This window comes from Nostoc sp. 2RC (assembly GCF_014222165.1).
Lineage (GTDB): Bacteria > Cyanobacteriota > Cyanobacteriia > Cyanobacteriales > Nostocaceae > Nostoc > Nostoc linckia.
Window position 1 is genome coordinate 1 of sequence record NZ_JACKZU010000243.1, and the last position, 12256, is coordinate 12256.

General features: G+C 41.2%; 10 protein-coding genes. 5 read left to right on the forward strand and 5 right to left on the reverse strand.

The annotated features are described in order from the left end of the window. From GNE10_RS23460 to GNE10_RS23470, 3 genes are all read right to left on the reverse strand, one after another. The coding region (locus GNE10_RS23460) for a penicillin acylase family protein (protein WP_185567221.1) at positions 1-770 on the reverse strand (770 nt) is incomplete at its 3' end. A gap of 223 nt (positions 771-993) precedes the next feature. Next, positions 994-1464, reverse strand: coding sequence for a DUF3592 domain-containing protein (locus tag GNE10_RS23465; RefSeq protein ID WP_185567222.1), 471 nt, complete (start codon positions 1462-1464; stop codon positions 994-996). A gap of 315 nt (positions 1465-1779) precedes the next feature. Then, positions 1780-3396: an ABC transporter ATP-binding protein gene (locus tag GNE10_RS23470; protein ID WP_185567223.1), complete on the reverse strand. Its 1617-nt coding sequence runs from the start codon at positions 3394-3396 to the stop codon at positions 1780-1782. Positions 3397-3615: 219 nt separating this feature from the next. On the opposite strand from GNE10_RS23470, the gene GNE10_RS23475 reads away from it, so the two are divergent. After that, positions 3616-4035, forward strand: a complete 420-nt coding sequence (locus GNE10_RS23475; protein WP_185567224.1) for a COG3650 family protein — start codon at positions 3616-3618, stop codon at positions 4033-4035. 229 nt (positions 4036-4264) lie between these two features. After that, positions 4265-6130, forward strand: coding sequence for a DUF1565 domain-containing protein (locus GNE10_RS23480; protein ID WP_260447017.1), 1866 nt, complete (start codon positions 4265-4267; stop codon positions 6128-6130). A gap of 156 nt (positions 6131-6286) precedes the next feature. On the opposite strand, the gene GNE10_RS23485 is transcribed toward GNE10_RS23480, so the two are convergent. Continuing rightward, positions 6287-7516 (reverse strand): TetR family transcriptional regulator, encoded by a 1230-nt coding sequence (locus tag GNE10_RS23485; protein WP_099071978.1) that lies wholly within the window; start codon positions 7514-7516, stop codon positions 6287-6289. Between the two features lie 212 nt (positions 7517-7728). Between GNE10_RS23485 and GNE10_RS23490 the strand changes: the two genes are divergently transcribed. From GNE10_RS23490 to dusB, 3 genes are all read left to right on the forward strand, one after another. Next, positions 7729-8598: an acyl-CoA desaturase gene (locus GNE10_RS23490; RefSeq protein WP_185567225.1), complete on the forward strand. Its 870-nt coding sequence runs from the start codon at positions 7729-7731 to the stop codon at positions 8596-8598. 320 nt (positions 8599-8918) lie between these two features. Then, positions 8919-9764, forward strand: a complete 846-nt coding sequence (locus GNE10_RS23495) for an Rpn family recombination-promoting nuclease/putative transposase (protein WP_185567226.1) — start codon at positions 8919-8921, stop codon at positions 9762-9764. A 209-nt stretch (positions 9765-9973) separates the two neighbouring features. Beyond that, positions 9974-11026, forward strand: coding sequence for a tRNA dihydrouridine synthase DusB (gene dusB, locus GNE10_RS23500; RefSeq protein WP_185567227.1), 1053 nt, complete (start codon positions 9974-9976; stop codon positions 11024-11026). Positions 11027-11196: 170 nt separating this feature from the next. On the opposite strand, the gene cydB is transcribed toward dusB, so the two are convergent. Continuing rightward, a complete protein-coding gene (gene cydB / locus GNE10_RS23505) occupies positions 11197-12210 on the reverse strand; it encodes a cytochrome d ubiquinol oxidase subunit II (RefSeq protein WP_185567228.1) in 1014 nt (337 codons plus the stop codon). Positions 12211-12256: the final 46 nt, after the last annotated feature.

A 12256-nucleotide genomic window follows, 5' to 3' on the forward strand; every position in this document is an offset into this window, starting at 1 on the left:
ATCCCCGCGTCCCCGCGTCCCCCTATCCCCGCGTCCTCTTTCTTCTCTAACTCTGGCAATATCACGGGCAAATTCTCAGGATAAGGCGGAAACAGTTCCTCAACTTCACTAGGAGTCAAAGTTTTAAGCAGTATTGCACGTTCAATTTCACTCTGAAAATTTCTTCCCAAATCATAAGCCATCACCTTACCCCAGGTTAAAGAATGGAGTATTTGCCAAGGTTCTGGTCGATATCCAGGATTGAGGAACTTGAGTACAGCATATTCTAAACTCAAGGTGCTGCCTTGATATTTTGCTAAATAAGCATTTACACCATCCGCATAAGCTTCCAGATATGCCTTCATTTCTGCATTGATGTGCGGAATCTCTTGCTGCGCCACCCTTCCCCAACCCATTGTCCGCAGATATTTGTCAGTTTCAACCTGAGAAGAACCAAACATTTCAGAAAGTCGCCCAGAACCGACATGTCGCCAAAAATCCATTTGCCAAAAACGGTCTTGGGCGTGAATATAACCTTGAGCCATGAATAAATCGTGGGAGTTTGCAGCATAAATATGGGGAATTCCCCATTTATCACGCTGAACGGTTACTTCAGCTTTCAGTCCAGGTAGTTGAATTGTGCCACTTTCTTGGGGAAACGATTGGCGCGCAATGTGACTGGCAAGTCCCATTAAAAATAGCCCTAAGACTAACAGAAAAATCAAAGTTGTTTTGAGAATTTCAGGAAACCAGGATTTAGTAGAGCTTTTTATTTGGGCTTGCCGTGCCATTGTTAAATCAAATCACGTGATGTTACCAAGTTGATATTACAGTAGAGTTGACGTGGAAAAATTATTTGCTAAAAAATTAAGGTTTTACCGGGTAAAGAAAACCAAGTCCCAAATAATTTGCGAAATATTACATGTTAGGTTTGTTGACTATTAACAGTTAACAGTCAACACTCAACACTCAACCTCAATATTTTTCACAACTAAAATAAAATTGCTATGGTGACTATTTGAATTGTGAATTCCTTCGCATTAAACCAGGAAAAGACTTGAGTAGTACAACTCCTCCAACTACAGCAAAAATCGATCCCAAGCCGGTGAACATTAAAGGTAAAAACCATAAACTGAACCAGGAGTTGATTGTTGCTGAACCTGGCTTGTCAGGAACGTAGAGAATTTCTATCTGCTGACCTTTAGTAAATTGTGGTGGGTTAGTACCTGAAGTTGATTCAAATACTGTTGATTCGCCAGAAGGAGTAGTATATTGCACCACTGGATAATACACATAAGAGGAACGCCCCTTATTATCAGTTGACCAACGTTGCACTAACTCGATGACTGTCCCTTGCGTTGGAATTGCCGAAGCTACAAAAGAACGAGTGTTTAATCCAATAATGATGCCTGTGACAGTAATTATGGTGCCAACACCACCGAATATTGAACCAAAGATGAGAAAAAATTTTGTATCTCCATTCATAAGTTCTGAAAATTCCTATAGTTATTGTTAAGTCACGTACAGATAATATTTTGAAACCCTCCAGGGACGCAGAGGTTTCCACTACAGAACAAGCCAAACAGGGCATTGAACAGTCAACAGATAACTGTCATCTTCCCCAAAGCGATAATAGAAAACTATAGCAGTCCGATTTGATTAATGAACTGATCTGTATAGGCAGGCAAGAGGCAATAGGGAATAGGCAACAGGGTTATAAAAGAGTAAAGTGTACGGAATTTTGTTCAAAAATCAAATAGGATTCCTATATTGCCCGTTACCTGTTACCTATTCCCTTCTTTAATGAAAACCAAACCCTCCCATCCAGCTACCAATTTCATCGCGGTGAGTATTTGGAATTGCTTTGAGAGGTGAAAGTTGTCCTTTATAGATTGCACCAATGCGATCGCACAATGCAAACAATTCATCCAAATCTTCAGAAATCACTAGCACTGCTGCACCGGTATCTCGCATTTCAATTAATGCTTCATGAATTTTGGCAGTGGCGTTTACATCTACACCCCAACTCGGATGGGCTGCAATTAATACTGCTGGATTTTGGGATATCTCCCGCCCCATAATAAACTTTTGCAAGTTCCCCCCCGATAAACTAGCAGCAATAGAATTTATTTGTTTTGGATTAACATCAAAAGCATCACAAATTCGTTGAGTCCAGGTTTTTAACTTGCTAAAGCGAATCACTCCTTGGCGTAACAATCCCTGGCCGTGGGCTGTCAACAAAGCATTTTCTAGTAAACTGAAATTTGGCACTACACTTTTTTCTAAACGTTCTTCTGGAACATATCCCAATCCCAAGCGGCGACGTTGAGCAACATTACTTTTGCCTATGGGCATTTCACCTAACATAATCATTTCTGCCTCAGGAGAGATGATTTCACCACTCAAAGCTGATAATAACTCCGTTTGTCCGTTGCCCGCTACTCCGGCAATACCAACGATTTCGCCAGTGTGAATTGCTAAATTAATGTTTTGCAAAGTTGTACCGTAAGCATTTTGGGGTTTAAGATGTAAATCCTTAACCAACAAGCAAACTGGCCCTGGTGGTTGTTGCTTGGGTTTTTTAGTAGTTATTAAATGCCCATCAGAAGGTGAGGCCAATGAAGCAGAAAATAATTCTTCTTTTCTCTCATCCTCTTCCCCAGTCCCTAACAAAGAGTCTCCAATTCCTTGCACATCAACACCAATCATCATCCTGACTAGATTGGCTGGTGTTTCTGCCTTGGGGTTACAATTAGCAACAACTTCACCGTGACGCAAAACTGTAGCATGGCTACACAGAGATTGCACCTCTAATAACTTGTGACTACTGAATAAAATACTGCAATCATCAGAGGCAATTTGCCTTAAAGTCGCGAAGAGTCTTTCTGTTTCTTGAGGAGTGAGAACCGCCGTTGGTTCATCCAAAATCAGTAATTTTGCACGGTGGTACAAACACCGGAGAATTTCTAAGCGCTGTTTTTCACCAACTGAAAGAGTATGAACAGGGCGATCGCAGTCTATATTGAGTTCGTATACTGCTGATAAAGTGAGAATTCTTTTGGCAACTCGTGATAAATCCCATTTTTCGCTACGAGGCAGTGTCAGGGCAATATTCTCTGTAACAGTCAGGGTTTCAAATAAATTAAAGTGCTGAAATACCATTCCAATTGACAGAGATATCGCCGACTGTGGACTATTAAGATTAACCTGTCGCCCTTGCCAAAAAATTTCACCAGCATCCGGGCGCACCAAGCCATAGATAATTTTCATTAAAGTACTCTTACCCGCCCCATTTTCCCCCAAAATTCCATGAATTTCTCCTGGCTGAATTGCCAAGTTTATCTGATGATTTGCCACACGCCCAGAATATGATTTACTAATATTTTTTACTTCTAACCGAAAAAATGACTTATTCATTACTTTTTGTACCTTTATTTTACTCACTCTATATGGTATGACTTACGCAACGCCGATACTATCGTCCCGGCCAAAACCTATTGTAGGTAAGCAATACCAAATAATTTGTGAGTCAACATTCAACAGTGAACACCGATATTGTTCACAACTGAAATACGATTAATATATGTCATAAATAATGTAGAATTGTTCCATTTAATAGGCATAAATTCTTTATATATGAAAACTTTCATTTATTATGTTTCTCTGCTTGGATTGGGTGCAACTTTACTCGCTAACACCCCCAGCAGTGCTAATGAATTCTTGATTCATAGAAAAATTGCCCAAACGATTAAAAGTGAAGAATTCATCGCTAGGGGTACAGAACCTTTTTGGAGTGTTACTGTGAGCAAGAGAGGAATTGTTTATTCGTCACCAGATGTCAAAAAACAAACCTTCTCCTATGTTGCACCCTTAAAAGCAGAAGCTCGTCCCGCAGATTTACTGCGAGTCTACCGACTCCAAGGGAAAGGCAACAACATCTTAATTATCAAAAAAGTTGATACTTGTAGCGATGGAATGTCAGATAAAGAGTATCCCTACTCGGCAATTTTTATCCTGGAAAATAAGGTTTTAGAAGGTTGCGCTGAGAAAAAATAAGGTATTTGTGCGGTAAATCATGGGGCGCGATCGCTAAACTGTTGTCGGGGCGCACAGAACTGTGTGCTATTGACACTTTCTTGTTTGATTAGTCGCCAATAGACCAATATGTGGGTAATATTATCGGCATAGTGGTGTCTAAAAGTATAAGAATTTATTGATACTTGAAGGAGTTATGTTAAAAATGATTCCCTATTTTGGGTTTAGTACGTACAAAAATGTATATTTTTTGCAAAGAAAACAAAAGTTTCTCGAAGCGAAAAAGCTGTTAGTTTTAAGTTTTTATGTACTGATTGTTACTTTTAGCTTCAAACTAACAAGGGTGGATAGTGCCATCGCTCAGATGCCATCGACACCAGATTCCGCACCCATAGGTGAAACCAGCAATATTCAGGGGAATGTGGTATTTGTCAATGCCAATGTTGGCGACGACAGTGCAGGTAATGGTAGTGAATCGGCTCCGGTAAAAACCATTACTCAAGCGCTGCGATTAGCCAAGGCCAATACGGTAATTATCCTCTCCCCTGGTACTTATAGCACTGAGACGGGAGAGGTATTTCCTTTAATGCTAAAACCAGGTGTTTCCATTCAAGGAAATCCGGGCGATCGCGGCAAGGATGTGATCGTTCAAGGAGGTGGTGATTACCTCAGCCGCAGTTTTGGCGGTCAAAATGTAACAATTGTGGCAGCAAACCAAGCAGTGCTAACTGGGGTGACGCTGACAAATTCAAACCGTCGTGGTTATGGTTTGTGGATTGAATCTACTAATCCGGTGGTTGTGGAAAATACCTTTACGGGTAATATCCAAGATGGAATTTCCGTCAGTGGTAATGCTGCCCCCTTGATTAGCAAAAATTACTTCCAGGGCAATGGCGCTAATGGCATCACAATTGCTGGTAACTCCCGTCCCCAAGTGAAGGAAAATATCTTTCAGGAAACCGGCTTTGGCATTAATATTGCCCAAAATGCCGCACCTGTTGTTACAAGCAATCAAATTCAGAATAATAGGTCGGGAATTATAGTCCAAGCAAATGCTCGCCCGGTTTTAAGGAATAATCTGATTCAAGATAGTAAAGAAGATGGTTTAGTAGCCATCGCCCAAGCAATGCCAGATTTAGGCAACGCATCAGAACCAGGGGGTAATCAATTTCAAAATAATGGCCGTTACGATATTAACGCCAGCGCTGCCAAGCAAGTGATTTCTGCTGCTGGCAATAACTTGGGGAGCGATCGCATTGCTGGTAATGTAGATCTCAACGGTACAACAGCAGTAGTAGCTGAAAATTCTTACCCTACCCCTGTGTCCAACAACGAGATACCAGAAATACCACCGTCTGGTGAAATCACTTTTTCGGCTCCTGAACTCTCACAAAGCACTAATACTCAAACCAGTAATAATATTTCAGCAGATAATCTTGTTCCTGAGTCAGTATCCTCATCGCCCCCAACTCCCCAGCAAACCAGTAACAGTATTTCAGCCAATAATCTTGTTCCTGCACAATTAAACAGCCAACTGTTGCCATTGCAACCAGCAAGTGTAACCCTTTCTCCCCCTACATCCACTCAACAACCACCAAGCTCTCAAGTTGCTGGATTTCCCACTCCTAGCAACTTACCAGCTAGGCAAATCTCCACTAATCAAGTTGTAAATTCCACCCCAGCACAGTTTAATTACGTGCAAATCGATCCAAACACCATTGAATTTACTGCACCCCAGCCAGCAATACCCAACACAGGTAATCAAACGCAGCAATCATTACCAATACTAGAACCTACTGCTTTAGGCAATGAAACACCTTTGCCAGTTACCGATACTCCCAATGTGCCAAAAATACCAGTTGCAAATTCTACAACTATCTCTTACAGAGGCCACACAGGAACACAGTACGGTATACGTTATCGCATAGTAGTGACATTAATAACAGATAAAGATAGAGACTTAGTGCGATCGCTTGCTCCTGGTGCCTTTCCCACAGTTTGGCAAGGTCAAAAAGTAATGCAAGCAGGAGTTTTTGACAGCGAATACAACGCTAAAGAAATGCTCAAAACACTCTCTAGCAAAGGCTTAAGAGTCATTATGGAACCGTTGAATTAATTGGGGGATTAGGCATGGTGACTGAGGTTAAGAGTTAGGAGTTAGGAGTTAGGAGTTAGAAGTTAAGAATTATTTTCCCCACCTCCCCATCTCCCCATACTTCTCTGCGAGAGGCTGCGCCAACGGCTCCGCTCAGTACAAGTCTCCCCATCTCCCTCATCCCAATTTATTATCCAAACGAGTCGCTTGCTCTAGGGCGGCTTTTTCTTTGGCTCGGCGGGCATAGGGTTGTAATTGGGTGCGATCGCAACCTGTTAAAATACTCAAGTTTTCTAAGGTAATTCCCCGCATTAACATTTCTACTCGCCAGGTTTGTTGTGCTTGGACGATGACTGGCGGTTCTCCTTGGGGCGTTAGTAATCCTTGGCTCCATGTTTGCCAACGTGTCTGAAGTTCTGATTCAGAAATTGGTTTGCCTGTTTCATTAAGAAACATGGCTGTTTGATTGTCTTTACGGCTTTTCACCCATTTAATTAAAGGGTTGTTAGTGTAGGAGCCGTAGCGTTTGCCTAAAATCCACTGGTTGACAGGTACTTGTCGCACAAGTCCGGGAATTGTAATTTGCAAGAAGTATCCTTGAGTATCGTAAATTTGGTGCGATCGCTCTAAGTTAATTATTTCTGTGGGCGATAACCCAGCACCAAATAACACGTAAGCTAAGGCATAATCTCGTAGTCCCCATTTCTTGGCTTGTTGCAAAATTATATGAACTAAATTAGCAGGCAAATCAGCTATTTCTGCGGCCATTACGCTTCCTTGTAAGGAATTAGTCGCTGATTCCCCTGAGGATGACATCGCCCCGTGTAAAAATAACTCTACTAAATTCTCTAGAAAATCATCCCGATCTTCCCAAAGTTCATGAAATTCACTAGTAAATTCAATTACGGCATATCCTAAAATCATCCCATTGAGCAAACTGGCTAATTTCTCTGCGGGTAGATAGGTGTTAAAGTGTCCTTGCTGGATGATGGTAGCTAAATACTGCGCCACATAACGGTTTGCCTCTGTTACACCCCTGCCTAAGGCACGGCGATTTTCTGCCGGGAATTGATCGGCTTCTCCCACCACAGAGCGAACAAACTCTGGTACTCGTTCTAAAGCATGTAAGCTATCACTTGCATAATCTTTGAGCGCTTGGTAAACATTACCCGGAGGAGTTGCCCGCCGCACCAGCGACTCACCTAAATTTTTGAAAGCTGCGGACTCTTCCAGCACAGCCAAAAGTAGTCCATGTTTATTGCCAAAATTGCGAAATAAAGTCACTTCGTTGACTTCAGCTTTTTCAGCTATTTGGCGGGTTGTGGTAGCACTAACTCCCTGAGTGGTAAATAACTCAAGTGCAGCTTGGATCAGTCGTTGACGAGTTGAAATCAGTTGAGAAGACATAGGAATATGCAAGTAGCACTTGCATCATGAGAAGAGTATTGCTAGGATAAAATGTAAGCGATACTTGCTTGAGTGTATCCTATCGGTTTGCTAGTTGCTAATGGGAAAAACCCCCAAGATGACCCTAGCTCACTCTAACCATTTGGTGTATGTATTGGAAAAACCTTGGGAGAAAAGGCAAATCGCTGGATCGTCCATCAACAGGAATTTTTATGACCACAAATTTTGGAGCGCTCGGCAAAGACACCATCCCTGAGAAAGCAAATCCTCCTCAACTGAGTTGGAGTAACGTAGCATTTTTTACCACATTCCATGTCTTAGCACTTCTGGCTCCTTGGTTTTTTTCTTGGTCAGCATTAGGCTTGCTGATTTTTCTCCACTGGTTATTTGGCAGTATTGGTATTTGCTTGGGATATCATAGACTGCTAAGCCATAAGAGTTTTCAAGTTCCCAAGTGGTTAGAATACATTATTGCCACCATTGGGGCCCTAGCTTTGCAAGGGGGGCCAATTTTTTGGGTGGGTGGACACCGCCAGCATCACGCCCACACCGAAGATATCAACCTAGACCCCTACTCTGCTCAACGAGGATTTTGGTGGAGTCACATGCTGTGGATTTTCTACCCGCGTCCAGAGTTTTTTGACTACGAAACCTATCAAAAGTATGCCCCAGATTTAGCAAGACAACCTTTCTATCGCTGGTTAGATCGCTATTTCCTACTGTTACAAATTCCCTTCGGGCTGCTGTTATATGCTTTAGGGGGGTGGTCTTTTGTCATCTACGGAATGTTTGTCAGATGCGTCTTGCTTTGGCACTCAACTTGGTTTGTCAACTCTGCATCACATTTGTGGGGTTATCGTACCTTTGATGCTAATGATGGCGCTCGTAATTTGTGGTGGGTATCCCTTGTCACCTACGGTGAAGGATGGCACAACAACCATCATACTTATCCCCACATGGCAAAATCTGGCTTATCTTGGTGGGAAATTGATATTACTTGGTGGAGTATCAAAGTTTTGCAGACTTTGGGTTTAGCCAAAAAAGTTGCCTCTCATCCTCCTCAAGGTGCAACTCGCGGTTAAATCAATTTGTATGCCGACGGCGCGATCGCGGCAGTCGGCTTATACCAATCTTGGATTTTAGATTTTGGATTAAAAACCAGACCTGCCTTAAAAATAGGGACTGGTAACTGGAAAAAAATTTGATATCATATCATGTCCGCTTGATTACTTATTAAATCCGAAAAACCCCAAACAGCCAAAGCTACGCTTTGTCTTTGCTCTTCTTAGCAAGGGCAGGGGATTAGGGGGTGGGGTGCAATGGCTGTGGCATAACTAATTATCCGGACATGATATTACTACGATAAAATCACAAGACTGCAAATCTGCACAACACATCAAAAGTGAAAACTGACAGCATTTTTTACCGTCTTTTTCAAGAATTTCCTAGTATATTTTTTGAATTAATTGGCAACCCACCGCAAACCGCAGCAGGTTATCAATTCTCTTCAATAGAAATTAAACAAACTGCGTTCCGCATTGATGGTGTTTTTCTGCCAACCCAAGGAGAAGAAAACCCTATCTATTTTGTTGAAGTGCAATTTCAAACTGATACAGAAATTTATTCGCGGCTAATTTCAGAAATTTATTTGTACTTACGTCAAAATCAACCTAAAAATTCTTGGCGGGGAGTGGTTATCTATCCCAATCGCAGTTTAGATACAGCAGACATCAAGAATTACAGTGAACTTTTCGCTAGCCAGCGTATCAGTTGCATTTATCTTAACGAATTAGGTGAAACTGCATCATTGCCTGTTGGAATTGCTACGATTAAATTAGTAATCGATAATCAGGATACAGCAATTACAGCTGCCAGACAGTTAATAGACAGAACCAGGCAAGAAATCAACATTGAACCACAACGGCAGCAGTTATTAGAATTAATAGAGACAATTTTGGTTTACAAGTTTCCAAGTATGAGTCGGGAGGAAATTGAAGGGATGTTTGGATTAAGTGATTTAAAACAAACACGAGTTTATCAAGAAGCAAAGCTAGAAGGGAAGCTAGAAGGCAAGCTAGAAGGCAAGCTAGAAGGCAAGCTAGAAGGGGTGCGTGAAGCAAAATTGAGAATGATTCCTTTATTGTTGAGGTTGGGATTGAGTTTTGAAGAAACAGCAAAAGAGTTAGGTTTGAATTTAGAAGAGGTACAGCAAGAAATCCAAAAACAATCTCCGTCTCAAGATGCTTAAACAATATAACTCAAGAGAAAATCTGAGGACTTACGCAAGAACTCTCTCAAACTCTTATAACTTCGTGCCCTTTGCGTCCTTTGCGGTTAGTTTATTCATACTTTTGCGTAAGTCCTAAATCTGAGAAGATGTAATTAACAAATCCAATAACCAGTCTTAAATATGCTGAAAATTTTCGGCATCGCAATTTTGAATCTTTAATTTATCGTATGATTTCCCTGTCTCCCACTCTCCAAGCTAGACTTTCTCAACCTTTAAAAATTGGTTCCTTCGAGGTCAAAAGCCGGGTTCTCCAGTCCCCTTTGTCTGGGGTCACAGATTTGGTATTTCGGCGCTTAGTGCGTCGTTATGCACCCGATTCCATGATGTACACCGAAATGGTCAATGCTACTGGGTTGCATTATGTTAAACAATTGCCCAAAATTATGGAGGTAGACCCCAACGAACGCCCAATTAGTATTCAATTATTTGATTGTCGTCCAGATTTCCTTGCAGAAGCAGCAATAAAGGCAGTTGCAGAAGGCGCTGACACTGTTGATATTAATATGGGTTGTCCGGTAAATAAAATCACTAAAAATGGAGGTGGTTCTTCTCTGCTGCGCCAACCAGAAGTTGCAGAAGCAATTGTACGAGAAGTGGTGAAAGCTGTGGATGTTCCTGTGACAGTGAAAACCCGTATTGGCTGGAATGACAAAGAAATTACTATTCTCGACTTTGCTAAGCGGATGGAAGATGCAGGGGCAAAAATGATTACAGTACACGGTCGCACTCGTGCCCAAGGATACAATGGTAATGCGCGTTGGGAATGGATTGCCCGTGTCAAGGAAATACTTGCGATTCCAGTAATTGCCAATGGAGATATTTTTTCCATTGAGGCGGCGGTGAAATGTTTAGAACAAACCGGTGCTGATGGTGTGATGTGTTCCCGTGGAACTTTGGGTTATCCGTTTTTGGTGGGAGAAATCGATCATTTTCTCAAAACTGGAGAAATATTACCGCCGCCAACCCCAATCGAACGCTTGCAATGTGCCAGAGATCATTTACAAGCCTTGTGGGAATATAAAGGCGATCGCGGTGTTCGTCAAGCCCGCAAACACATGACTTGGTATGCTAAGGGCTTTGTCGGTGCTGCGGAATTACGAGGACAACTAAGTGTCATTGAAACCGTAGATCGCGGTTTAGAAATGATTGACCAAGCGATCGCTAAACTCACTAATGGTTATGAATTAGAAGAAGTAGACAATGATTTGGTCATGATTTAAAAAAATACTTCATAGGTTGTACATTTAATTAATCAAAATGGAGGCTTGCAAGTTTTAGGGTTTACAGCTGGTGATGTAGTTAGGACTCAAAAGTATTATTGGGTTTTAGTGTAGCGGTAGACCAATTGTTAATTTGAAAAAATCAAAGCTAAGAATTCAGAATTTATACTTTATTCACCATAGCTACGCCCAGTTACTTTACCTCTAAAAACAATGTATTGGTAAAGGTTATAAAACAGCATTACAGGAATGAGAAACCCAATAAAAATAATCATAATTACCAACGAACTCGCATCGGCAGACGCTTCATAGATAGTAATTTTATTAGGAATAATGTAAGGGAAGACAATTAATCCCAACCCAATAAAAGATAGTACAAACAACAAAATTGTCCAAATAAAAGGCGCTCTTTCTTGTTTGCTTTCTATACTCTTCAATAATTGCCAAATCAACCAAACTCCCAATAAAGGAATGATGGCAAAAATATAAACTAGAGGTTGCTGAAACAAGCGTAAACGCGCATTTTCATAAATTATCGGTGTTGTAACTGTAATGAAAATTGCACCAATTAAAGTCGTCCAAGCAGCGATTTTGGCAGTTTTGTAATGAGTTTCCTGCAATTCTCCTGTAGTTTTCCAAATCAAATAAGTTGAACCAATTAACACATATCCTTGAATTAAAGTTAAAGCCACTAGCACCGATGGTATATTTAACCAGTCCCAAGTTTTGCCGATAAAGTGTCCCGTATCATCAACATTAATCCCCGCCAGCACAGCACCAAGGGCGAATCCTTGACCGAGTGCAGCAGTAAAACTCCCAGCACCAAAAGCGAAATTCCAAAACAATTTGCGGTTTGCTAATTCACGAAACTCAAACGCCACACCACGAAAAATAAACCCAAACACCATTAAAAAAATCGGAATGTATAAGGCATTCAAAATTGTGGCATAAGCTAAAGGAAACGCACCAAAAAGACCGCCTCCCATTAAAACTAGCCAAGTTTCATTAGCATCCCAAATATTGCTTAAACTGGTCATCAAAATGCTGCGTCGTTCTTCATCTGAAGAGGTCAGAGATAATATCCCCACCCCTAAATCAAATCCATCTAACATTACATAAAGGAATAGAAAAAGAGCTAAAATCACAAACCATACTTGTGGCAAAAAATACTCTAATGTTTCCATAATTTCTCCTATTAAATAAGGCTATGTGGTATGGGAGGGATAAGGG